Raw genomic sequence first — 22192 nt, forward strand, 5'->3', positions numbered from 1 at the left:
GGATGTTAGCACTTTAACGCCAAAAAATCAATTGTTTTTTGTTTCTTTTTGTCACATACTAACTTTTAATAAGCTAGAGAATGCAAAAAAACCGCTTCGTTCAAAACGAAACGGCTCTTTCTTGTTATGCAAAGATAACGATTAAACTTCTACGACTTCAACAGTTTCCATTTTGTCGCGACCTTCGAAAGCATCTACGAACTCCATACCTTTGGTTACTTTACCAAATACGGTATGTTGTCCATCCAGATGCGGCTGTGGTTGGTAGCAAATGTAGAACTGGCTTCCGCCTGTGTTACGTCCTGCATGCGCCATAGCCAACGTTCCGCGCTCATGTTTGTTCGGGTTGATCTCACAGTTGATCGTGTAGCCTGGGCCACCTGCACCGGAACCGTTAGGGCAACCGCCTTGAGCTACGAAGCCCGGGATAACGCGGTGGAATACAAGTCCGTTGTAGAAACCGGAGTTTGCCAGTTTCTCAAAGTTTGCCACTGTGTTTGGAGCTTCTTGATCGAACAGGTCGATCAGAACTTCTCCGCCGTTTGCCATTTTGATTTTCGCTTGTTTCGCCATATGTAAATGACTCCTTTCGTATTGACCATCGTTAATGGTGCCAGAACGCATGGCATGAGCCAAGCTTTATAGCACTTTTCTTAGTGTACACCGAAATGGGATTGATCGCAAAATAATCAGCAGATTTTTTGAGAAAATGCCCTTAAAACCAAAAAAGAAGACAAAGAGGAATGTCCTTTTTGTCTTCTTCAAATTATTAATCAATGAATTAACGGGTTACTGGCTGCTTGGCAATACGCTCAGGCACGAGGTCATTCTGGATGATATCCTGATACGTTTCGCGACGTACAACAACATCACCTTGGCCGTCTTTAACAAACACGACCGCCGGACGACGAATCCGGTTATAGTTGCTCGCCATGGAGTAGTTGTATGCACCCGTGCAGGCTACGGCAAGCAAATCACCGCTCTGAACTTTAGGCAGGTCCAGATCCCAGATCAGCATATCACCGCTCTCGCAGCATTTGCCGGCAACCGATACGGTCTCCTGAGCAGACTCATTCGCACGATTGGCAAGTACAGCTTCATATTTGGATTCATACAATGCCGGACGCGGGTTATCTGTCATTCCGCCATCAACAGCAACATATTTCCGTACACCAGGGATATCTTTGCTGGTACCTACAGTGTACAGAGTCGTACCTGCTTCACCAACAATACTGCGGCCTGGCTCTACCCAGATTTCGGGCACATCGTAACCGATTTGGGCGAAATGATTTTTGACTGCATCCGTAATGGCTTTTACGTATTGTGATACTTCAAGCGGAGTATCTCCTTCGGTATAACGGATACCGAACCCGCCCCCGAGGTTAACCACTTTGAACGCTACTTTAAGACGCTCGTATACACTCGAAGCAAATTCAGCTACGCGCTGAATCGCCATCTGGAAACCTTCCACCTCAAAGATTTGAGAACCGATATGGGAATGGACACCCAACAAAACCAGGTTGGACTGCTTGGAAGCCAGCTCGATCGCTTCAAACGCTGTTCCGTTACCGATATCAAATCCGAATTTGGAATCTGTCTGACCAGTAGAGATGTATTCATGCGTATGTGCTTCAACACCAGGCGTCACACGAAGCAAGATGTTCACCTGACGATTTTTCTCTGCGGCTACAGCCTGCAACAAATGCAGTTCATTGAAGTTATCCACAACGAAGCAACCGATCTCGGCATCAAGTGCCATTTCGATCTCTTCCAGTGTTTTGTTGTTGCCGTGGAAATGAATACGTTCAGCAGGGAATCCAGCTTGCAGAGCTGTGAACAATTCACCGTCGGATACAACATCCAGGGAGAGTCCTTCTTCCGCAGCAAGAGCACACATCGCCATAACGCAGAACGCTTTACTTGCATAAGCAACCTGGAAACCCAGTCCGGAAGCACGGAACGCATCCATGTATTCTCTGCAGCGGTCGCGAACCAATTGCTCGTCCACAACGTACAGTGGTGTTCCAAATTGTTCTTTAAGTTCGGTTGTATCTACTCCGCCAATTTCCAGATGGCCTTGAGCATTTATTTTACTTGTACCATGTAAATACATAATCAGCATTCCTCACTTTTTATATACTGGAATAGTTTCTACTCCAATGATTTTACACCAGTATATCAAATTAGACAGGGAGAAGAATGGATTTTTAGGCAGATCATTTGTGTTTTTTACTTTTTCGCTTTTCACCGTCCGGATCGTCAGGCATTTTTGTGTTGTCGCGTGTCTTGTTGAACGATGGACGTTTTTTACTTTCCAGCAGTGGCAGCCGGAACAAAAAGTTCCCCAAAGCCTTTGCATTAAACGGTATGAACGGCCACAGGTAAGATGAATTGTAGGACCGGTGTATGGTGAGCGCCAAAATAAGCAAGGTTGTACCGACCACAAATCCGGGTACCTTGAAAATGGCAACGGCGATCAGCAGGGCCAGCCTCACAAGCCGATTCGCAAGCCCAAGCTCATAACTCGGCGTGGCGAACATACCGATCGCCGCAATAGCCATGTAGAGAACGACTTCATTCACAAAATATCCCGTCTTAACGGCGATATCCCCGACGAGAATTGCCGCAATCAAACCCATGGCCGATGCCAGAGGTGTAGGGGTATGAACTGCTGCCATCCGCAGCAAATCAACCCCAAGCTCAATTAAAAGAAACTGCAAAATGATGGGCAGCTTCACATTCTCTTGTGGACCTATAAAATCCAGTCCCATCGGTTTGAGCGCAGGATCAATCACCATCAACATCCATAGTGGCAGCAAAAACAGGGAGATTAAAATACCCGCAAAGCGGACCCACCGCAGGTACGTTCCCATAAAAGCAGTCTGTCTGTTTTCTTCGGCATGTTCACAGAGGTCAAAAAAGGTTGTAGGCAAAATCATTACACTTGGCGAAGTGTCGACAAATATGACAACCCTTCCTTCAAGCAGATGAGAGGCCGTCACATCCGGTCGTTCCGAATACCGAACTAGCGGAAATGGATTCCACCCTTTATTGATAATTGCTTCCTCCAGCTGTTTGTCCGCTGCGGGTATTCCATCGATATCCACCCGTTTAATTTTTTCACGAACCGAATCCACCTGTACCTTATCCACAATATCATCGATATATACCACACAGACATCCGTTTGGGTTCTTCGGCCCACCTGCATGATCTCGAACTTTAATCCAGGGTCCCGTATTCTCCGGCGTACCAAAGTAACGTTTGTCAGAAGGGTTTCCGTGAAGCCATCTCTTGAGCCCCGCACCACTCTCTCCAGGGAAGGCTCTTCCGGAGAACGTACCGGATAACTCCGTGTATCCATGATCAATACGGAGCGATCCCCTTCGACAAACATGGCACTCATTCCCGTAAGGACTTTGTTAATGACTGCGCTCATCTTATCGACTCTCTCCACCTGAATATGAGGGATGTAGCATTCAAAATACGACTTGAGCGCATGTCCGGTTACCTGATCCGGTGAAAGGTAGGTTAGCCTTTTTAACACTTCCAGCAAAATTCCGTCCTTGGCAAACCCGGTTAAAAGCAGCAATCCGACGTGCTTGCCCCCCAGAACCATTTCCCTCATACTAACGTCAAAAGACTCCCCAAGCCCCAGAACCTGTTTCAGCGTATATTTGTTTTCGGTCATGCGAGGTGAGATATCATCGTTATCCTGCCAGTATTGTACGGATTCCTCCACGCTGTCTGACATCTCATCCTGTTTCTTTTTTTCGTACGCCCGCTGTTCCTCTTCCTTTTGAATTTCGTAAGGTGATTTGTGCATCAGCTCTTCAGGTACTTCTTCACCTGAATCGTGCCCGGCATTGTCTGATCTTACATCCATTTTCCATCCTCCTTCGCTTCCTTGTTCTAACGTTGATATACAAAAAAGTCGAACAGGGAACCTGTCATTTTACCCAGAATCATGGCTAGCAGCAGTCCGAATAAATACGATTTCATACCCAATCGTTTTGCCAGTACAGGCAGCACATTCAGTACTTCCGTCAGTGCCGCAGCGAGCAAACCGATGAACACCCCGCAAAACAATCCGATGATTGGACTAAGCAACCATATTCCATGCACTTTCCAGTGCCAGAAATCGGCAATGGTCCCGACCAGTGACCCTCCGATCAATGCTCCTTCATACCAATGTGTTTTGTCATAGGACCGCGTTAGCTGCGCCAGTCGGGGAATCATATCAAGCACGAGAATGAGGGCGATCACGCCGCTTCCTACGGCAATTCCTCCTGCAATGCCGAGTACGATGCTAATTGCTCCGTTAAGAACGCTCATCGGCATTCATCTCCCCGCGTTCCTGCTCGTGCATTCGTTCGGTTTCTTCAATGACGACAAACTTGTCTACATTTTGCTGGTATAAGAACATTTCCACTTCAAGCGGAGTGGGTTCTTCATTCCACTTTTTCTTAAATAAATGATTAAAAAATACGGCCATACCGAATCCGATCCCGATGGAGTACGCCACCTGAAACAAATAGGGATGCTCATCCCGGCGACCCGTAATCATCTCCACAATGCGGATCTGTACTTCCTGCATGTTTACGTCTGCATGAAAATTCATGATGGTCAGTGCTGAGCCAAAGAAGAGCAGCAACCAGACCAGGATGAACAGGGATTTGGAAGGTTTGCCACTCCCTGCAACCACCTCAACCAGCGTATGGCCCGAACCGATTAGTTCAACTGTAACCTCTGGCAACATGCGCCGAATTTGAGGTATGATCTGCAAAATATCAATCAGGATCAGATTGCCGTCCTCCGGTCCCGGGCGCAGCAGTTCAAGTTCAAGCAGCCTTCTTTCCCCGTCTTCCGGAGAGGTTAACACGTGGGCGATATCACCAAGCTTCACCTCTCTGCCCCTCTGGATACGAATACGGCTGCGCAGACGAATGTAGACCGTTGGAGTGGGTGTCAGAGACATCCGAAACACTCCTTTACTGCGTAATTTAGGTTAGTATTTGAAGAATGTGCAAATTTATTACATTCGGGTTGGAAAAAGGTTGGAAACCCTGTGGGCGCTCCGGGATGGATCGGTCATCGGTCGCTGTTATCCTAGGGTAAGCCGCCAAGCTCTTCCGGCTCCCCCATCGTAAAACGACCATAAAAAAAGGCCAACCAGAAGTTTCTGGCTAACCTGATAAACGAAAAGCCCCCAAAATGGAGGCTTCTTAAAGAATATATGAAATATGATTCTCTGGTCGAATTTTAATACAATCATCCAATATTATTCTTCTTCATAAACAACGACGGTTTTACTTTCTTCTTCCCATTGCACGGTTGCATCCAATGCCTCACTTATGAAACGTACGGGTACATAAGTACTGCCTTTTGTAATAGTGGCTGGCGCATCCAAAGAGACGTTTTTGCCATTAACTGTTGCAGTCTTACTGTCAACCACAAGTTTAATGCTCACCCCATCCTTCGTAACAATGATGGAGCGTTCTTCGGGATTCCATGCCACTTCGGCTTTCAAAGACTCAGCTATGGCGCGAAAAGGAACAAACGTGTTGCCCTTTTTGACAAAAGGTTCGGAGTCAGAAGCTTCCCCGTTCACATACAGCTTCACCCCATTCTTTTTACCCGCCTTTTCATTGAGTTTTCCCATTGTTTTGTACAGGTCCAGGTTTTTAAAATTGGCTTTAATGGCCTCTTCCTGCAAATACACCGCGTCAGTCACACTACCGTTTTTTTCGAGCATTTCTGCTGCAGTTTCCAACGCCTTGTCCTTTTCAATGATGGCTTCAAGTTCTTTGATTTGTTCGTCCGTCAGCTCAGTCGCATATTTTGTAAGCAAAATATCGGCTAGTACAGCACCTGCCGGTTTATCTTCCACATGTTGAATGGCATTTAGCAAACCTTTGTATCCTTTGGAGCCTTTTTTCTTGGATTCGGTTGGTTCGGCTGGTTCGGTTGTATTGTTGGTTGTATTCTCTGTCTCCGATGTTGAGGGATCCTTAACTTTGTCTTCTTCAGTGCTGACCGTGTCAGCAGACTCGACTTTCTCGGTCTGTTTCTCTTCAATTTGAGTGTCTTTGTCTTTGGGTGCTTTTGACGATACCTCTTTACCTGATTGTCCGGCTGGAGTGTTTCCCGGTTTGGCTGAGGTTGTGCCTGCGGCGGTACCAAGCATTAGCACCAGACTGGTTAGCAAGATGACTGTTTTTTTCATTGACGATTCCTCCTGAAGTAAAAAAATATATGCTCCTTCATTATCGGCAGAATAAATACTTTCTGATAGGAATTTTACGAATAATTCGCCTATCTCCTTTTCTTGAATACATTGTAGTGAAATCAAACCTGAAGGGCGGCATCAAATATGAATTTTGCTTATCGTGAATCGATCCTTTTTACTTCAAATGTGGGGGGTGGTTCCTACGATATTTGGCTTTATCAACCTTTAACAGGTCAGACGATTAAGCTGACCCAAGATCTTGGTGAGGAATTTTCAATTCCATATTGGTCGCCAGATGTCCGGTACATCGCCTTTATCGGCAAGAAAAATATCGTGTATGTATTCAATCTAAACAGCAGGGCATGGGCACAAATTGATCAAATTGACCCTTATACTTTACTGAGCTGGTCGCCGGATAGTCTATACTTGAGTTATGTAAAAAACGGACGAATTGTGATCTACAATATCAACTCCCATGCCAGCGGTTCAATCGTTCAACAAGGAGCCACCGATGTCCAGTGGTTTCCTTCAGGAGAGGCTCTCCTGTTTGCAGCTCCGGATGAAGCAGGCAATACCCAACTATATAAAATTAACCGAGATGGCATGAACAAACAGCAATTAACTCAAAATACGGAGGGTCCTCTCCACAATGTCAGAATATCACCTAACGGAGAGTTTGCCCTATATATATCCCCGGGAGCCAGCATTTCGTTGATCACTACGGTGCACCTGACAACAGGAGCGAGCTACCAACTTAATGGTGGCCCTCAGGCGAAAAACTATTACCCCGAATGGTCCCCGGACTCTTCACTCATCGCATACAGTGCCACCGACCTCGTGGATAATCAATATGTTTCTTTAATCCAGACCGACAGCCGAGTTGGAGGGCAACAAAAAACATGGGCGGTCTCCACCTGCTTCTCTACCCCTTTAAGTTGGTCGCCGGATGGGAACCGAATCGCTTACTTATCAGGGTGCAATAATCAAGAACAAGCAACCGAAATGTGGATTATTGATATAAGAAACCCTAATAATCCGATCAAAATTGTTGAAGCAAGGTGGATTACAGCTCTTAGATGGTCACCACGAGTGCATGATGTTCATCCGTATGGATTATATTTCAATCAGGTATACAAGGTATCTTTCTATTATCCGCGAAGCTGGCACAAAGTTACCGAAGAACGATTCGAAGGAGCGGACGGATTTTTCCAGATCTCCGCGATCTCTTCTGAGGAAGGAATTCACGAGGTATGCAGAGCGGAAGCTTTTCATATGTTGAAACCCTATGGGGCAACCCCCCGAATTTTCCCTGCTTTTATTCAAGCACAAGAAGCCTGTTTTATATTTCCTTCGGAAGACCAACCGGTGGAAATGAGAAATCAGGCGGCACTTATTGTAAAATATCCTGCTCCTGTTGTGATTCAAGGAAATCCGTATTCATATTTCATCTTATGGGCTGATCAAAATCACTTGATTTCACTGGGAAAGACACTTACTTTTATTTAACATAATACTGATATCTAACTATTAACTCATACAGGAAAAAGGGTGCAGAACGAAATCATCGTTTTGCACCGCAGCAGGATTAAGGAAACGATGGGAAGTCCCAGCTTACGGACTCGGGCCATGACTTTGTCTGTGACATCAATATCCTGAAACTCCATTTCAGTCAGAAGATTTTTTTCAGAATTTCGTTTTGAACAGTACGTTGTAATTCAGGTATTTTTCTTCCAAGGCACCTCCCGGGTGTTCATGATGAAGTTTACATATGTATAACAAAAGCGTAATCAAATTTTAATTAACAAAAACCGACTTCCAGTCTTTGCGGTTTGAATAAGGACCGATCACCAAATTTCTGGATATCAAAACTGACAACGTAATATGTATACACGTATTTATGTTTGTCGATTCTATCTTCAAAACTAAAGGTCAACTCGAAATCGTGGTTTACCTTACTATGGCAACATCCGAAATCCAAGGTATGGATTTCCCACTCTCCTTCCAGCTTCAAGAAAGTTTCCAAAAACTCGATTGCTTTCTGCGAAACTTCTTCTATTTCAGCAATAACATACTTAGCCATTCCCAAATATTTATTTGCTGGTTCACTGCTTTCACCCTTAATGTAAACATCATACTCGCCAACTGCCAGCCAATAGTAGTTATTAAATTTTAACTTAGACCAATCCATTGATTTTAATGAAGTATACATATTTCCTCCATGTCCTTACATTGATTTTAAAAGTTCGTACTGATTTCTCACTTTAATTGTACCAAAAATATTGAAACGTCCAATTTCGAATGTGAACAACTCTTTCAAAGTGCTATAACCCTCCTTTTTTGGGACTTCCAGTTCAAATGGTGATATTATCAAAACAAAAAAAGCCGCCATGCGGCGACCTGACTTGGTGACTTGGTAAAACGTTCTTAAACATTTGGTTCTACTTGTTTCTTCTGGGTGACCTTCCTTCTGAATTGTAAAGGGGTCACATTCATGGTTTTACGAAATTGATTAATGTAATAGCTCGTGCTGTTAAAACCGACGTCGTACGCAATTTCGGTGATGTTACGCTCGGAGAGCTGCAAAAGCTCAATACTTTTTTGGATACGGTAATCCATAACATACTGCATCGGAGTGGTTCTCAGCATTTGCTTGAAATACCGGCACGTCTCCGATCGACTTAACTGCCCGGTCCTTGCAATATCCTCTAACTTGATGGGATCCGAATAATTCAGATGAATCCATTGCAGCATGTCCTTCATTCGCTTGTTTCGGTTCATCTCCGATGGATCATGTTCCAAAGAGTATCCGTTTGTAATCAGAAGTTTCCACATGTTCAGCAGCGCCGAAGCAACATTCACTTCGTAATAAGGAGCCTGTTCCACAAGTTCCTTTCTAATGAGACCGATGGCACCCAGAATTTACTCTCCCCAGGAAACAGCCCCTTCTATATACAGAAAAGGCAGATTGGTGGCCGTTACATAAGGATGCACATACTTCACGTACAAATCTGAAGGCAGCAGAACATGCGGGGACATATTCAGACAGAGATAAATACAGTTTTCATTCTCACTATGATCTTCTGCCATATGCATCGTCCCACTGTTGATAAATATTCCGTCTCCTTTTGGTATGACCATTTTCTGATCGTTGATATGGAACAACGCCGTACCCTGAAGAATCGCAACAACCTGCAATTCATCATGCCAGTGCAGGGGGATGTGTCCATGGACATTTTGTGCAATGGTTGTTTCATAACAGGCTACGGATAAGGTGTTGGTGCGGTGCTCGGTCATTTCCTTCAAATTTTGATCGATGATAAATCCATTCTTCTGCATAGTACCTCATCTCAATATATTTATATTTTTATGTGTGATATTGATATTAATGTACCGCATTTCTCCTTAATATAGCACTATTCTTATATTTAAGGTGAGGCGATCAAGAGTGACAACCATAGCAAGATCCAAGATATCAGGTATTCTACTCGTTCTGACCGGAGCAATCTGTTGGGGCATTGGAGGTACCGTATCGCAAAAACTGTTTCAACTGGATGGAATTGAAGTCAACTGGTATGTAACCGTACGATTGCTGAGTGCTGGTATGCTGCTTCTGGTTATTCAATCCTGTACACGCGAACGATCTCAGATTATTGATGTATGGAGAAATAAAAAAACAGCTGCACAACTGATCCTATTCGGATTAGTAGGTATGCTTGCCGTCCAGTACACGTACATGGCATCCATTAAACATGGCAATTCTGCGGTTGCTACACTCCTGCAATACCTCTCGCCAGTCATGATCATGATTTACATTGTGCTGCGTAAGCAGTCCGCTCTCACCCGCAAGGATCTTGCATGCGCCGTTCTGGCTCTCGGGGGCTGTTTTCTCTTGTTGACTAACGGCTCAGTTACCCGGTTATCTGTCTCCTGGCTTGCAGTGATATGGGGTCTGTTATCCGGCGTTTCAGCTGCATTTTATACTCTTTATGCCGTACAACTGATTAAAAAATTTGACTCACTTGTTGTGGTTGGCTGGGCCATGATTATCGGTGGTCTGGGATTGAGTTTTATCCACCCGCCATGGAAGGCTGACTTCGCCGGCATAACGCTCGAAACCTACAGCTATTTAATATTTACGATCATTTTTGGAACCATGATTGCTTTCTGGTTCTATATTGCCAGTTTAAAAAGTCTTACACCCAAGGAGACCAGCCTACTGGGGAGCGCAGAGCCCTTGGCCGCCGTTGGAACAACCGTGATTTGGCTCCATGAACCGTTTGGTTTCTATCAATGGATGGGTACGGCATGTATTATTGGAATGATCTTGATTATGCAGTTCAATCGTTCAGGGTCTATTCGTACCAAACAAAAACAACCTTTTTCGCGTGATTAACGCGATAAAAGGTTGTTAGTTGTCGTATATTGGTGATACAGCACCAATGCTGCAGCTTGCAATCCAACATCTATTGCGCGATTTGATCGCGAATGGATTGAAGTATTTTTTTCTCCAGCCGTGAAACTTGAACCTGAGAAATGCCCAGCCTGGTAGCAACCTCCGACTGCGTCTGATCCCGGTAATACCGAAGGTAGACGATCAGTCGTTCCCGCTCACTAAGACCACCAATTGCTTCATTCAGTGCCAGCTTGTCAAACCACCGTTCCTGGGATTCGTCGGCAATCTGGTCCATCAACGTAATCGGATCCCCGTCATTCTCAAACACTGTCTCATGAATGGACGTCGGCGGTTTATTCGCTTCCTGTGCAAATACAACTTCCTCCGGGGTCACCCCCAGCTGTTCAGCCACTTCCTTGATCGTTGGCAGACGATCCAGGTGTTTGGACAGTTCGTCCCTTTTTTTGCGGACTTTATTCGCCATTTCCTTAAGGGAACGACTCACCTTGAGGGTTCCGTCATCCCGCAGGAAACGCTGAATTTCTCCGATGATCATAGGGACCGCATAGGTGGAGAATTTCACATCATAACTGAGATCGAATTTATCCACCGATTTAAGCAGACCGATACAACCAATCTGGAACAGATCTTCTGGTTCGTACCCCCTGTTCATAAACCGCTGGACAACGGACCAGACAAGTCTGATGTTGCAGTTCACCAGCGTATCCCGTGCGACATGGTCACCCGACTGACTGAGCGCAATCAGCCGTTTGACCTCGGCATCGTCCAAATAGGTCTGTGAAGACTGTTTCACTTCAGCATCCATAAGACCAACCCCTAATTATACATTGCTTTCTTGGATTCAATCCTCTTCTTCATCTTGATGGAGGTGCCTCTGCCGGGCTCACTGCTGACTTCGAATTCATCCATGAAGTTTTCCATAATGGTGAAGCCCATGCCCGACCGCTCAAGTTCGGGTTTGGACGTATATAGCGGCTGTTTGGCCAGTTCGAGATCTTCAATTCCTTCTCCGCGATCTTCCACAATAATCGTAATCATGTCTTCGCGAATTTGCGCCTGAATGGATACGACACCCTCGGGATTGTTGTTATACCCGTGAATGATGCTATTCGTCACCGCTTCCGAGACAACCGTCTTCAGATCACTAAGCTCGTCCATCGTAGGATCAAGCTGGGAGATAAAAGCCGCAACCGTCACCCGTGCAAACGATTCGTTCTCCGACTTGGCCGCAAATTGCAGATTCATGAAATTTGTTCCCGTTCCTTCATTCATGAGACGACCTCCAGACCCGAGAGAGCTGTTCCCTCATTTTCGTAAATCGGCATGATCTTGAACAAACCCGACATTTCCAGCAAACGATACACCGGCGGATTGACATCACATACAACCATCTTGCCGCCTTTATTTTTAATGAGTTTGTATCTGCCCAAAATGACACCCAGACCTGAACTGTCCATGAATTGCAGATCTTTCAGGCTAAGTACCAAATGTTCACACTGTCTGCGCTGGATGGCCTCATCCATTTGCATTCGTACCATATCGGCTGTATGGTGATCCAGCTCCCCGGATAATCGCACAATCAGAATCCCGCGGTGATGCTCCATTTCCACATGCAAGTTCACGTTTGCTCACTCTCCTCCCAGTCTTGAACAAGGATTTCTACGTTTCCGATGGCTTTTCCTGCCCCCCGACAAAACTAGAAGAAAACCCCTATTTAACTACAAAATACGTTCAAAGAATGTATGCAAAACGCGTAAATACAGCGTTAATCAAACAGATTGGAAGTCGTCCGTTTGAACAGTTTCCACCAGCCTGCCTTATTCACATCCTGAGGAGCCTGAATATCGAATTCCTTGATAACCTCGTTGCCTTGATACACTACAAGCTTACCTATACTTTGACCAGCTTTGATCGGTGCTTTCACTTCTTTTGCCATTAACAGCTCATGGCGGAACTCATCCGACTTGGCCCCTTTACGCATCAGTACACTATAATTTTGTGTAGCCGTCAGCGGTAATTCAGCGACTTCCCCTTTTTCGATCTTCAGACTTCCGAGCTGATCCCCTGCTTTGTACAAAGGTTTCATGGTGTATTGTCCGAATGCATAATCAAACATCGAAGACACTTCGGCATTCCGAGTTTTGGTGTTCGGTTCCCCGAGCACCACAGCAACGGTACGCAGTCCGTCCTTCATCGCAGTAGCCGAGAGACAGAATTTGGCCTCGGAAGTGTATCCCGTTTTCAACCCGTCTGCGCCGGAATAAAAGCGAACCAATTTATTGGTATTCACCAGCCAGAATGGCTTCTCCGTGTCTTTACGAAGATAATCCTGATAAGCTCCCGTATATTTCGTTATGCCCGAGTGCTTTAGCAATTCACGGCTCATCAGGGCAATGTCATGTGCGGAGGAATAGTGATTCTCCACAGGCAGTCCGTTACAGTTGGCAAAATGGGTATCCTTCATGCCCAGCTCTTTGGCACGCTCATTCATAAGCTGTACAAAAGCTTCTTCCGATCCCGCAATTTTCTCGGCCATTGCGACTGAGGCATCATTGCCGGAAGCCATGGCGATTCCTTTTAACATGTCATCCACGGTCATCTCTTCACCAGGCTCCAGAAAAATCTGTGAGCCGCCCATGGATGCAGCGTATTCACTTGTTCTGACCTTATCCGTGAGCTTCAGCTTGCCGGAATCAATGGCTTCGATCGTCAGCAGCATGGTCATAATCTTCGTAATGCTCGCCGGAGGCAGCTGATCATGACTGTTTTTTTCAAATATTACCGTTCCCGTATCTGCATCCATCAAAATGGCAGAACGTGCTGACGGGGCCAAATCTGTCGCACCTGCTGCTTTGGGTGTTTCTTCAGCCAGCGCTGTTGATGCCATTAGGGGCAGCAGAATACATAGGGTCATGAACGATGCCATTATTCGTTTCTTCACTAGGGTTAACCTCCTCAAATGACTTGCTTACTGCATGCTCCATGCATGTACTGCTAATCATTGTCGGCGCGTTTTCAGCAAATTATTCCATACAAAGAATGATTTCCCGAATTTTTCTGTAATCCGAACAGATAAACAAAAAAACATGCCCTCCTGTTAAAGGGAGAACATGCCAATCTACCGTACTATGCCAGCGAAACGCGGGACCCATACTTCCTTCTCAATCCCATGAATAGATATTCCAAAAGATAAGAAACGAAGTCAATGAAATAAAAAAACGGATATTCCACTTCGTTGGAGATGTATAGGTTTGGTAGGTCATGATCAAAACGATGATCAAGCTGCCAGCCAAAAATGCAATATTGTTTTTATAAAAATAAATTAGCAACACAATTCCGATGTGTATTACACCTAAGAAACGATCTATTTTCAAGTCAAACCTCCTCACAAGATGTATAATCCGTTTTGAATACAATTTATTCTTTTTTTGGATAAGCTCCATACTACAACTTCATTGTTATCTGAAATCCCCTTTTCTGTTATAAAAAAAAAAGACACCCTCTTTGAATGATCCCGGAGAATCTCAAGAAGGTTGTCTTGATTTATTGAAGCTTACATTTACATTTGTGGAATTACGGCCAAAACAAGCGCAAGGAACGATTCACGCACACGTTCTGTCGTTTCCATGACTTCGTCATGGGACAACGGCTGATCGAGGATACCGGCTGCCATATTGCTGATACAGGAAATACCGAGCACTTCCAGACCTGCATGGCATGCCACGATCACTTCGGATACCGTAGACATGCCCACCGCATCTGCCCCTAATGTACGCAGCATCACGATCTCTGCCGGTGTCTCGTAATTGGGACCCAGCAAGCCTGCATATACACCTTCACGCACGTTAAATCCTTGTGAAGCTGCTGTATCCTTCGCCAGCGCACGCAGACGGCGGCTGTAGGCTTCAGACAGATCAGGGAAGCGTACGCCCATAGCCGGATCGTTAGGCCCGATCAACGGATTTTTGCCTGTCATATTCAAATGATCGGAGATCAGCATCAGATCGCCTGGCTCATACGAAGTGTTCACTCCACCTGCTGCGTTCGTTACGAGCAAAGAGGACACGCCCAGTTCTTTCATGACACGTACAGGAAATGCTGTAAGTTCCGGTCCATACCCTTCGTACATATGGAAACGGCCTTTCATCATAACGACCGGACGACCTTTGATGGTTCCCACCAGTAATTCCCCTTCATGTCCCTCTACTGTGGAGACCGGGAAGTGAGGAATATCCTGATAGGCAATGCTGACGCCATCTTCAATCAGGTCGGCCAGAATACCCAGGCCCGAACCCAAAATCAAACCGACTTCTGGCTTGATGGAGCTTTTACTTTGAATGTAAGATGCAGCTTCCTGAATCATCTGTTGATTTAATGCTGTCATTTCGATGTTCCCCCTTGAGTTGAAACGTTCCGTCTGTATCAGCAAGATGCATCTCACAATTGAATCACTCTACTGATGCATCGCTTATGTATAACGGCGTTTAAATGTGTACAGTTTATTTTATCCTAAATCGGCTGTATGTTCCGCATCTTTTAATGAATTTTTATCGTTTCAGCAAACTATTTCGCTCGCGGATGATGGGATTCGTAGATTTCTTTCATCGTTTTGCGACCATGGTGCCCATACTGTTGTCCAGGCTGCTCCACATGACCGAGCATGTCCTGCACCGCCCGTGTATCTGCCCCGCTTGCAATAAGATGGGCAGCAAAGGAATGACGCAGCGTGTGCGGCGTAATCTCTTCCGAGATTCCTGCATCCACCGCCGCTTTTTTGAGCAGCTTCCAGAAGCCCTGGCGGGTTAAACGCCTGCCGGACACATTGACGAAGAGCGCCTGCTCGTCCGAGTCTGCTTTGAGCAGCTGGCTGCGAAAGTCGTTAACATACACACTTGCCCAGTGTGCGGCTGGCGCACCGATCGGCAGAATGCGTTCCTTGCCTGCCCCACCGCAGCGAATAAACCGCATGCCCGGTTGCACATCCCGAATATCCAGCGCAATCAGTTCCGAAACTCGAATACCGGTAGCATACAAAAGCTCAAGCATGGCGCGATCACGCACCCCTTGGGCTGAATGAGTATCAGGCGAAGCCAGAAGCAGTTCAATCTCTTCCACGGTTAACACCTGTGGCGGCGTTTTGTCTGCCTTGGGTGCCTCGACGTCAAACGTTGGATCCTGCAGAATCTCACCCCGGCGCATCAAGAAATGAAAGTAGGAACGCAGGGATACAACGCTGCGAGCAATGGTTGCATTGGCACGACCTGCCTGCTTGAGCTTGCCAATAAACAGGATGACATGAGTACGACGTACCTGCTCCGCCTCACGGATACCGTACTCCTTATCTGCAAATTCGATGAACTTGTCCACGTCCCGAAGATACGACTCCAGCGTGCTGCTTGACATCCCTTTATCTTCTTCCAAGTATAAGGCATAGGCGTGTATCGTCTGTTTCATGCACAACGCTCCTCATCTGGCAGAATTGCCGAGCTGGCAATCTGCTTCCGTATTTGCATCCCTGGCTGTCCGGGCTACTCCCCATACCAATAAAATAAACGGAGTCTCTCCGCCAGCGTAGGACGTGCTTCACCATTGCCTGGCCAATCCGTCTCCTGAAATACTTTAACCGCATTTCCTGTCGGCATCTGATACTGGTCCACAGGTGAGATCCAACCATTAAACAAATCCAGAACATGATAGAACAGATAAACCAATCCTGCAAATAATATTATAAATCGTATAAAACGAAGTCCTCGTCGCAGTGAAATAATCATGGGTTGTCCCCCTCCTGGTCTGAATCCGATTCATCTAGATTCAGGGTATGATGACAAACACAGGAATATGACATCGGGGATAACCTCACATCACATGCTGGACCAAAAAAGCTCTCCCGTCAAAACCGCCGGTGAGAGCTTGAAGATATGCTATGTTATTCTTCATCTTTGGGCTTCTGGTCATTTTTAGCTTTGCAACGGTAACAAATCCCATGAAAATCCAGACGGTGATCTACTACCGAAAAGTTAAATTCCCGCTCCAGACGCTCTTCAAGCGGTCCAAGCCAGTCTTCACGTATTTCATCCATACTTCCGCATTGAACGCAGATTAAGTGATGATGGTGATGCTTGGATGTATCTCCGCGCAGATCATAACGCGCTACACCGTCGCCGAAGTTGATTTTCTCTACAACATGCAGCTCACTCAGCAGTTCGAGGGTACGGTACACGGTTGCCAGACCGATTTCGGGAGCTTTTTCTTTAACGAGCATGAATACGTCTTCCGCGCTCAGATGATCTTCTTCATTCTCAAGAAGTACTCTTACGGTGGCTTCCCGCTGGGGCGTTAATTTATAACCTTGGGACTGTAGTTGCTGCTTAATTTTATCGATCCGTGCTTCCATTTTCTCCCTCCCCCTAGGAAATCACTGCACACTGCAACTTAACCCACTTCTTTCATTATAGGGGGAGTGCGTAATTAAAGTCAACATTTTACACTATCCAGTGTGTGCTAAGCGGGCAGCAGCATTGGCGTGACCCAGCGCATCATTGCAGGTGTTACCCAGGTTTCAAAAGACGCGACACCTAACAGCAGTCCAGCCATAACCAGAGTTAGCAGAACATAAGAAGCAAATGGCCTTTGTCCACCTGGCGTCCGCTGCATGAGAACACGATTCCGAATGATATATAAGGAAAAGGTCATGGCCGACACACTGCAGATCAGCAGTACCGGGATAACGAATAAATTATGCGGTGCAACGGATACCAGGGCAAACAGCAGCCCTTTCCAGGAATACTGTCCAACGAGATATCCAACGGTAAATCCAATCAGCACACCTTTAAGAAAATCCAGAACCAGTATACCCGGCAATCCGATGACGGATAGGCCCAAAATCCAGATAAGACCCACCCATTTCAGATGAAGTATCGCAATATCCCAATAGGTTCCGGATTCGATCACCTGGCCATTATGCTGGACTGTCATGAAAAAATTCCCCAGATATCCCTCCAGATCCTGACGTTGTTCAAGAGACAGGGCATTAACCATCAATGCGCCAAAAATGACACCGACCAGAAACAAGACAGCCACAAATACATATAGCGAGGTTTGACCTTTGAACGTGAAGTAGGAAGAACGCATACAGGTACGAGTCCCCTTTCCGGTTATCATGCTGCAGGATTCCTAAGAAATCCACACAGTCATTCTATGAACCGGAGTTCGTGCGTATGACTCCTTGTCCAGATCCTCTCCTGTACTTCCAGTCTGCCTGTGTTACTCTGTGCCTTTTCCGGAAACTTTGCCATAGGTTCCCCCGCCTCCGGATGACATCTCCAGTCGCCCGTTTCGTGCAGCAACGATAAGACTTGCCAGTACGGGGCCAACTACTCCTGCAAGCTCTTCTTCACTTGTACGATGAAGCACGTTCATTTCCGTGCCGAAGTGTTCCAGCAGCTGGCGCAGTTTGGCCTTGCCCAGTCCCGGGATAAACTCGAGTGGCACCTGATAGTGATAGGGTGGTCTGTATTCAGGAACATGTGGACTTTCCCGATCTGCAATGGCCAGTATCCGGTCCAGTACGCCCTGCACAAGCTTCATACTGCCGCAATAAGGGCATCGTTCCGCCGACATCGACTGTTCATCCATGATGCTGCCACAGGCTGCACAATACGTGCGGTGGTATTTGCCAAGTCTCGGGTTCAAACCGTAATTGGCCGTGATTTTTCTTCCTCCTTCCCCCTTCAGTGCCATGCTGAATTCGTCAAAAGATGGATGGGCCAATTGCAGCTCATTATATTCCCGCCCGATTTTGCCAAGGGAATGAGCATCCGAATTGGTCAGAAAAGGAAGCTGATCTAGCTCCTGAATATAGCTGGCCATGGATGAATCAGAGCTTAATCCCAGCTCCACGGCATCGATCAGAGTTGTATCCAACACATCTGCCATACGTGGAGATGTGCTGCCGTATATGCCTTTGTGAGGTGTAAAAGCATGTGCCGGCACAATGAGTCCACCACGGGCCTTAATCTCAGCCTGCATCTCAAGTGAAGATACATACACCCGTTGTGAGCTGAGATTCACATTTTTCATATAACGCTTCATCCATTCCGTAAAAGACTTCATCGTTTTCAAATCACGGAAATAGGCCAGCATGTGATATTCCCGCATCTCCGGTTCGCGCAGTTCCAACTCCGTACCAAGCAGAATCGTCGTGTCCTGGTAAGCAATGCCTCCATCCTCCAGTTCGGACATCGTACCGTTCTCCAGTAACTGCTCGATATCCATCTGAACAACCGGAGAATGGCAGTCTATGACACCAAGCAGATGAATCCCTTTGCGATCTGACGCCTCACGAGCAATATTCTCAAAGGTCAGATCCCGACTGCCGCTGATTTTAACGGCTTCACCGCGGGACGTACGACCAATGTGAATATGCAGGTCTGCATAACAAGACTCCCATGAAGCGGACGTTGCCTGCTGATCCACCATCGTTAAAACCGCCCTGTCGTTCTGTAGAGATCCCATGCATATACGGCCATCATCGTTTTGGCATCACTGATCCGGTTCTGATCCATGAGCTGATAGGCTTCTTCAAGCGTAATTTCAGATACTTCAAGAAATTCATCTTCATCCAGTGCCATGTCTCCAGCTTCTAACTCCTCGGCGATATACAAGTGAATGATCTCGTCCGCAAACCCCGGCGATGTATAAAACGAACGCAGATGACGCAGCGACTTGGCTACATAACCAGTTTCTTCGCGTAATTCGCGTGCTGCTGCAATCTCCGGTTCTTCCCCCGGGTCGAGTTTACCTGCCGGTATCTCCACTTCGGTACGCCCCATCGCCTGACGATACTGATCCACCACCAGCATACGATCTTCGTTCAGGGCAAGTACAGCTACGGCCCCAGGGTGACGGATAATTTCACGCGTTGCCGTTTGTCCATTGGGCAGCTTGACAGTATCAACCTGAAGAGAAATGACTTTACCCTCGAAAATCGGCTGGGTGGAGACCGTTACTTCATCCAGCTTGGGATTAGACGGGTGCTCTGAGCGATTTTGGTTGGTTGAATTCATAATGTTCAACTCCAGTTCTTTTGGATTTTTTATATATCGCACGTATAAACCTCTGTTTTTTGGCATATCGTGAGCCTATAGCGTATTCAAAAAAATATAAAAGCAATCAGGGGGATATTCAATGAACAGTTATGTGACGCCGCAATCGGTACATGTAGTCGGACAAGCCCGTCAAGTTCAGCTTATATTGAAACAGTGGTTGCGTGAGTGGGGTCCTGATGCCAAACTAAGCGATTTGATTGCTGGACGTAAATAATTTCTGTTTACACCCACATCTCCCATGAAATATAACATGAATTTGCAAAAAGTCCGAATCCGATACAAACCGGGTTCGGACTTTTGCCTAAGAGGTGCATACTATGCAGCATGTACCCTTATATCATATTATTTGTTGCCCGAAGCTGTTTCCTGAATGATGGCTACAACAACCTGGGACAGTTTTACGATATCATCAGCACGAATGCGTTCTTTTGTAGTATGAATATCTTCATATCCTACGGCCAGATTCACGGTCGGAATGTTGAAACCGTTAAAGATGTTGGCATCACTGCCTCCACCCGAAGCAAAAGTACTTGTCTCCAGACCCAGGCTGCGAATGGCACGCTGTGCAAGCTGGACAACCTCATGCTCATCATGGAATCCAAACGCCGGATACAGGATCTCACTGCGGAATTCAGCCGTTGCACCGTATTTGCGGCAGGTTGTTTCCAGGGCTTCACGCATTTGGGCGATTTGCTTTTCCACTTTCTCCTGAACAATACTTCGTGCTTCTGCTTCAATCTGCACAAAATCACAAACGACGTTCAGAGCGGATCCGCCCTGAAACTTGCCAATATTCGCTGTGGTCTCATCATCAATCCGTCCCAACGTCATCGCTGCGATAGCCTTGGCCGCCACTTGAATGGCACTGATGCCGTCTTCGGGGTTAACCCCCGCATGTGCGGATTTTCCATAGATGTTCATCTGGATCTCGGCTCTCGCCGGGGCAGCCACACAAATTGTACCCACCGCACCATTGGAATCGAGAGCATAACCGAACTCAGCCTCAATATCTTTTGGATTCATCGCGCGAGCGCCTACCAGACCGGATTCTTCACCGACGGTAATGACGAACTGGATTTTTCCATGTGGAATCTTATTCTCTTGGATAGCACGAATGGCTTCAAGCAGTGCAGCAATCCCTGCCTTGTCATCTGCACCCAGGATTGTCGTTCCATCACTGCGAATCCAGCCGTCTTCTCCGAGCTCTGGTTTAATCCCCTGTCCAGGGGTTACCGTATCCATGTGGCATGTAAAAAAGATCGGCGCAGCCTCCGATGCACCATCCGCTTCCCAGGTAACAACCAGGTTTCCTGCGCCATGCCCGGTTTTCTCCATGGTGTCATCCTCATATACGCTAAGACCCAGCTGGATAAATTGTTCCTTCAATATGCTAGAAATGTTTTGTTCATTCTTCGTTTCACTATCGATCTGCACCAGTTCCATAAACTGATCTACGACACGCTGCTGCTTAATCATAGGACTTTCCTCCCTCTCGTGGATACGGTACAATACAATTAATATGCTTGTTTACTTTTCATTTGTTGAAAGGAGTTCTCTCTTCATGCAAAAAAAGAAATGGTTCAAAATCGTGATCTATCTGATGCTGATCGCCATGATCGGGTCCACCCTTTTCATTGCGCTTGAACCTCTACTGTTTGGATAGAATTTGAAGCCTTTGACTGTCTGATCTAGAGACGGGCAATGGCTTCTTTTTCCGTTATCCAGGTGATCTCATATGGAAAAATACGGCCGAAGTACGGAACAATTTGCTGTGCAACTTGCTCTACGGTGTAGGTTCTACCAGTGATGTCCTCCAGAGAGGTCACACCATACTGCTCGATACCACAAGGAACAATCCCCTGAAAGCCTTCATGCTGAATGCCTGAGGTAATGTTAAAAGCAAATCCATGACTCGTGACGAAGCCCCGCCGATGTTTACAGCGGTTGAACTTCACCCCGATCGCGGCGATTTTCATATCGCCAACCCACACACCGGTGTAAGCTTCTTTCCTGCCTGCTTCAATCCCCTCATCTGCCAGATAATCAATGATTACCTGTTCCAGTCTGCGCAAATATCCGTGTAGATCGAGCGCCTCATCGCGACCGAGAACCAGCAGCGGATAACCAACAAGCTGGCCTGGACCATGATAAGTAATATCACCGCCACGGTCAATTTGAAACAAAGTGATGCCCTTTGCATCCAGTTCGTCCTGGCTGAGAAGCAGATGCTCAGGATGGTTTTGTGATCCGATCGTGTACGTCGGTGGATGCTGCAGCAGAAGCATCTGCTCCACACCCTCACCTTCGTCCAGTTGCTGTACAATTGCTTTTTGGCGGTTCCAAGCTTGTTCATAATCAAGCATCGGTATGTATGTAACATCCAGCGGCTTGTTCATGATTTCCCCACACCCTTCTGCTTCATTGTCCATATATTATCCGAGCGT

Annotated in this window: 24 protein-coding genes and 1 pseudogene; 4 read left to right on the top strand and 21 right to left on the bottom strand. The window is 46.4% G+C overall.

Annotated features, from left to right (window positions below; all coding sequences use genetic code 11):
• Positions 1 to 141 precede the first annotated feature (141 nt).
• The 6 genes from AB3N00_RS15600 to AB3N00_RS15625 form a co-directional block, all read right to left on the bottom strand.
• Entirely contained in the window at positions 142 to 573 is a 432-nt protein-coding gene (locus AB3N00_RS15600) for a peptidylprolyl isomerase (RefSeq protein ID WP_175395555.1), read from the bottom strand.
• Between the two features lie 208 nt (positions 574 to 781).
• Positions 782 to 2113, bottom strand: a complete 1332-nt coding sequence (gene lysA / locus AB3N00_RS15605) for a diaminopimelate decarboxylase (protein WP_413035437.1) — start codon at positions 2111 to 2113, stop codon at positions 782 to 784.
• A gap of 103 nt (positions 2114 to 2216) precedes the next feature.
• Complete coding sequence (locus tag AB3N00_RS15610; protein ID WP_413036046.1) at positions 2217 to 3824, bottom strand: spore germination protein; 1608 nt, start codon at positions 3822 to 3824, stop codon at positions 2217 to 2219.
• A gap of 86 nt (positions 3825 to 3910) precedes the next feature.
• Positions 3911 to 4339, bottom strand: coding sequence for a stage V sporulation protein AB (locus AB3N00_RS15615; protein WP_413035438.1), 429 nt, complete (start codon positions 4337 to 4339; stop codon positions 3911 to 3913).
• Positions 4320 to 4976 carry a stage V sporulation protein AA gene (locus AB3N00_RS15620; RefSeq protein ID WP_413035439.1) on the bottom strand — a complete coding sequence of 219 codons (657 nt, stop codon included), beginning with the start codon at positions 4974 to 4976 and terminating at the stop codon, positions 4320 to 4322. Before AB3N00_RS15620 ends, AB3N00_RS15615 begins: the two co-directional genes overlap by 20 nt.
• Before the next feature lie 303 nt (positions 4977 to 5279).
• Positions 5280 to 6224 carry a copper amine oxidase N-terminal domain-containing protein gene (locus AB3N00_RS15625; RefSeq protein WP_413035440.1) on the bottom strand — a complete coding sequence of 315 codons (945 nt, stop codon included), beginning with the start codon at positions 6222 to 6224 and terminating at the stop codon, positions 5280 to 5282.
• 147 nt (positions 6225 to 6371) lie between these two features.
• Here AB3N00_RS15625 and AB3N00_RS15630 point away from each other — a divergent pair, with 147 nt between their 5' ends.
• Entirely contained in the window at positions 6372 to 7733 is a 1362-nt protein-coding gene (locus AB3N00_RS15630) for a TolB family protein (protein WP_413035441.1), read from the top strand.
• Positions 7734 to 8025: 292 nt separating this feature from the next.
• On the opposite strand, the gene AB3N00_RS15635 is transcribed toward AB3N00_RS15630, so the two are convergent.
• Complete coding sequence (locus AB3N00_RS15635) at positions 8026 to 8415, bottom strand: hypothetical protein (protein ID WP_413035442.1); 390 nt, start codon at positions 8413 to 8415, stop codon at positions 8026 to 8028.
• A gap of 236 nt (positions 8416 to 8651) precedes the next feature.
• Positions 8652 to 9563, bottom strand: a pseudogene (locus AB3N00_RS15640) (AraC family transcriptional regulator).
• 118 nt (positions 9564 to 9681) lie between these two features.
• On the opposite strand from AB3N00_RS15640, the gene AB3N00_RS15645 reads away from it, so the two are divergent.
• Entirely contained in the window at positions 9682 to 10620 is a 939-nt protein-coding gene (locus AB3N00_RS15645) for an EamA family transporter (protein ID WP_413036047.1), read from the top strand.
• A 70-nt stretch (positions 10621 to 10690) separates the two neighbouring features.
• Here AB3N00_RS15645 and sigF read toward each other — a convergent pair whose 3' ends face one another.
• The 11 genes from sigF to AB3N00_RS15700 form a co-directional block, all read right to left on the bottom strand.
• Positions 10691 to 11446: an RNA polymerase sporulation sigma factor SigF gene (gene sigF, locus AB3N00_RS15650; protein WP_095290500.1), complete on the bottom strand. Its 756-nt coding sequence runs from the start codon at positions 11444 to 11446 to the stop codon at positions 10691 to 10693.
• Between the two features lie 11 nt (positions 11447 to 11457).
• The gene (gene spoIIAB / locus AB3N00_RS15655; RefSeq protein WP_347384270.1) at positions 11458 to 11913 is read right to left on the bottom strand and encodes an anti-sigma F factor; all 456 of its coding nucleotides are present in this window, start codon (positions 11911 to 11913) and stop codon (positions 11458 to 11460) included.
• On the bottom strand, positions 11910 to 12263 hold the full coding sequence (gene spoIIAA / locus AB3N00_RS15660) for an anti-sigma F factor antagonist (RefSeq protein WP_036663380.1): 354 nt from the start codon (positions 12261 to 12263) through the stop codon (positions 11910 to 11912). Before spoIIAA ends, spoIIAB begins: the two co-directional genes overlap by 4 nt.
• 143 nt (positions 12264 to 12406) lie before the next feature.
• On the bottom strand, positions 12407 to 13528 hold the full coding sequence (locus AB3N00_RS15665) for a D-alanyl-D-alanine carboxypeptidase family protein (RefSeq protein WP_413036048.1): 1122 nt from the start codon (positions 13526 to 13528) through the stop codon (positions 12407 to 12409).
• Positions 13529 to 14200: 672 nt separating this feature from the next.
• Positions 14201 to 15025, bottom strand: coding sequence for a purine-nucleoside phosphorylase (locus tag AB3N00_RS15670; protein ID WP_413035443.1), 825 nt, complete (start codon positions 15023 to 15025; stop codon positions 14201 to 14203).
• Positions 15026 to 15204: 179 nt separating this feature from the next.
• Positions 15205 to 16095 carry a tyrosine recombinase gene (locus AB3N00_RS15675; protein WP_413035444.1) on the bottom strand — a complete coding sequence of 297 codons (891 nt, stop codon included), beginning with the start codon at positions 16093 to 16095 and terminating at the stop codon, positions 15205 to 15207.
• 74 nt (positions 16096 to 16169) lie between these two features.
• Positions 16170 to 16412 carry a DUF4227 family protein gene (locus AB3N00_RS15680; protein ID WP_175395567.1) on the bottom strand — a complete coding sequence of 81 codons (243 nt, stop codon included), beginning with the start codon at positions 16410 to 16412 and terminating at the stop codon, positions 16170 to 16172.
• Between the two features lie 155 nt (positions 16413 to 16567).
• Positions 16568 to 17035 (bottom strand): Fur family transcriptional regulator, encoded by a 468-nt coding sequence (locus tag AB3N00_RS15685; RefSeq protein ID WP_024630961.1) that lies wholly within the window; start codon positions 17033 to 17035, stop codon positions 16568 to 16570.
• Positions 17036 to 17142: 107 nt separating this feature from the next.
• Complete coding sequence (gene spoIIM / locus AB3N00_RS15690) at positions 17143 to 17772, bottom strand: stage II sporulation protein M (protein WP_413036049.1); 630 nt, start codon at positions 17770 to 17772, stop codon at positions 17143 to 17145.
• A gap of 132 nt (positions 17773 to 17904) precedes the next feature.
• The gene (locus AB3N00_RS15695; protein WP_413035445.1) at positions 17905 to 19119 is read right to left on the bottom strand and encodes an endonuclease Q family protein; all 1215 of its coding nucleotides are present in this window, start codon (positions 19117 to 19119) and stop codon (positions 17905 to 17907) included.
• A gap of 2 nt (positions 19120 to 19121) precedes the next feature.
• Positions 19122 to 19706 carry an NUDIX domain-containing protein gene (locus AB3N00_RS15700; RefSeq protein ID WP_413035446.1) on the bottom strand — a complete coding sequence of 195 codons (585 nt, stop codon included), beginning with the start codon at positions 19704 to 19706 and terminating at the stop codon, positions 19122 to 19124.
• Positions 19707 to 19827: 121 nt separating this feature from the next.
• Here AB3N00_RS15700 and AB3N00_RS15705 point away from each other — a divergent pair, with 121 nt between their 5' ends.
• A complete protein-coding gene (locus tag AB3N00_RS15705) occupies positions 19828 to 19962 on the top strand; it encodes a Z-ring formation inhibitor MciZ (protein WP_175395570.1) in 135 nt (44 codons plus the stop codon).
• Positions 19963 to 20090: 128 nt separating this feature from the next.
• Here AB3N00_RS15705 and AB3N00_RS15710 read toward each other — a convergent pair whose 3' ends face one another.
• On the bottom strand, positions 20091 to 21224 hold the full coding sequence (locus AB3N00_RS15710) for a M20/M25/M40 family metallo-hydrolase (protein WP_413035447.1): 1134 nt from the start codon (positions 21222 to 21224) through the stop codon (positions 20091 to 20093).
• Between the two features lie 85 nt (positions 21225 to 21309).
• On the opposite strand from AB3N00_RS15710, the gene prli42 reads away from it, so the two are divergent.
• Complete coding sequence (gene prli42 / locus AB3N00_RS15715) at positions 21310 to 21411, top strand: stressosome-associated protein Prli42 (protein ID WP_095290480.1); 102 nt, start codon at positions 21310 to 21312, stop codon at positions 21409 to 21411.
• A 25-nt stretch (positions 21412 to 21436) separates the two neighbouring features.
• Here the strand turns inward: prli42 and lipB are convergent, their stop codons facing one another.
• Entirely contained in the window at positions 21437 to 22144 is a 708-nt protein-coding gene (gene lipB / locus AB3N00_RS15720; protein ID WP_413035448.1) for a lipoyl(octanoyl) transferase LipB, read from the bottom strand.
• Positions 22145 to 22192 lie beyond the last annotated feature (48 nt).

The organism is Paenibacillus xylanilyticus, assembly GCF_047246825.1.
Taxonomy (GTDB): Bacteria; Bacillota; Bacilli; order Paenibacillales; family Paenibacillaceae; genus Paenibacillus; species Paenibacillus xylanilyticus_B.

Bases quoted from the DNA above. Each gene is read 5' to 3' on its own strand.
- AB3N00_RS15625 (WP_413035440.1), bottom strand. From the start codon at position 6,224: ATGAAAAAAACAGTCATCTTGCTAACCAGTCTGGTGCTAATGCTTGGT.
- AB3N00_RS15685 (WP_024630961.1), bottom strand. From the start codon at position 17,035: ATGGAAGCACGGATCGATAAAATTAAGCAGCAACTACAGTCCCAAGGT.
- sigF (WP_095290500.1), bottom strand. From the start codon at position 11,446: ATGGATGCTGAAGTGAAACAGTCTTCACAGACCTATTTGGACGATGCC.
- AB3N00_RS15710 (WP_413035447.1), bottom strand. From the start codon at position 21,224: ATGATTAAGCAGCAGCGTGTCGTAGATCAGTTTATGGAACTGGTGCAG.
- AB3N00_RS15700 (WP_413035446.1), bottom strand. From the start codon at position 19,706: ATGAATTCAACCAACCAAAATCGCTCAGAGCACCCGTCTAATCCCAAG.
- AB3N00_RS15630 (WP_413035441.1), top strand. From the start codon at position 6,372: ATGAATTTTGCTTATCGTGAATCGATCCTTTTTACTTCAAATGTGGGG.
- AB3N00_RS15635 (WP_413035442.1), bottom strand. From the start codon at position 8,415: ATGGATTGGTCTAAGTTAAAATTTAATAACTACTATTGGCTGGCAGTT.
- spoIIM (WP_413036049.1), bottom strand. From the start codon at position 17,772: ATGCGTTCTTCCTACTTCACGTTCAAAGGTCAAACCTCGCTATATGTA.
- AB3N00_RS15670 (WP_413035443.1), bottom strand. From the start codon at position 15,025: ATGACAGCATTAAATCAACAGATGATTCAGGAAGCTGCATCTTACATT.
- lipB (WP_413035448.1), bottom strand. From the start codon at position 22,144: ATGAACAAGCCGCTGGATGTTACATACATACCGATGCTTGATTATGAA.
- AB3N00_RS15665 (WP_413036048.1), bottom strand. From the start codon at position 13,528: ATGGCATCAACAGCGCTGGCTGAAGAAACACCCAAAGCAGCAGGTGCG.
- AB3N00_RS15695 (WP_413035445.1), bottom strand. From the start codon at position 19,119: ATGGTGGATCAGCAGGCAACGTCCGCTTCATGGGAGTCTTGTTATGCA.
- lysA (WP_413035437.1), bottom strand. From the start codon at position 2,113: ATGTATTTACATGGTACAAGTAAAATAAATGCTCAAGGCCATCTGGAA.
- AB3N00_RS15680 (WP_175395567.1), bottom strand. From the start codon at position 16,412: ATGATTATTTCACTGCGACGAGGACTTCGTTTTATACGATTTATAATA.
- AB3N00_RS15620 (WP_413035439.1), bottom strand. From the start codon at position 4,976: ATGTCTCTGACACCCACTCCAACGGTCTACATTCGTCTGCGCAGCCGT.
- AB3N00_RS15615 (WP_413035438.1), bottom strand. From the start codon at position 4,339: ATGCCGATGAGCGTTCTTAACGGAGCAATTAGCATCGTACTCGGCATT.
- AB3N00_RS15610 (WP_413036046.1), bottom strand. From the start codon at position 3,824: ATGCACAAATCACCTTACGAAATTCAAAAGGAAGAGGAACAGCGGGCG.
- prli42 (WP_095290480.1), top strand. From the start codon at position 21,310: ATGCAAAAAAAGAAATGGTTCAAAATCGTGATCTATCTGATGCTGATC.
- AB3N00_RS15600 (WP_175395555.1), bottom strand. From the start codon at position 573: ATGGCGAAACAAGCGAAAATCAAAATGGCAAACGGCGGAGAAGTTCTG.
- AB3N00_RS15705 (WP_175395570.1), top strand. From the start codon at position 19,828: ATGAACAGTTATGTGACGCCGCAATCGGTACATGTAGTCGGACAAGCC.
- AB3N00_RS15675 (WP_413035444.1), bottom strand. From the start codon at position 16,095: ATGAAACAGACGATACACGCCTATGCCTTATACTTGGAAGAAGATAAA.
- spoIIAB (WP_347384270.1), bottom strand. From the start codon at position 11,913: ATGAATGAAGGAACGGGAACAAATTTCATGAATCTGCAATTTGCGGCC.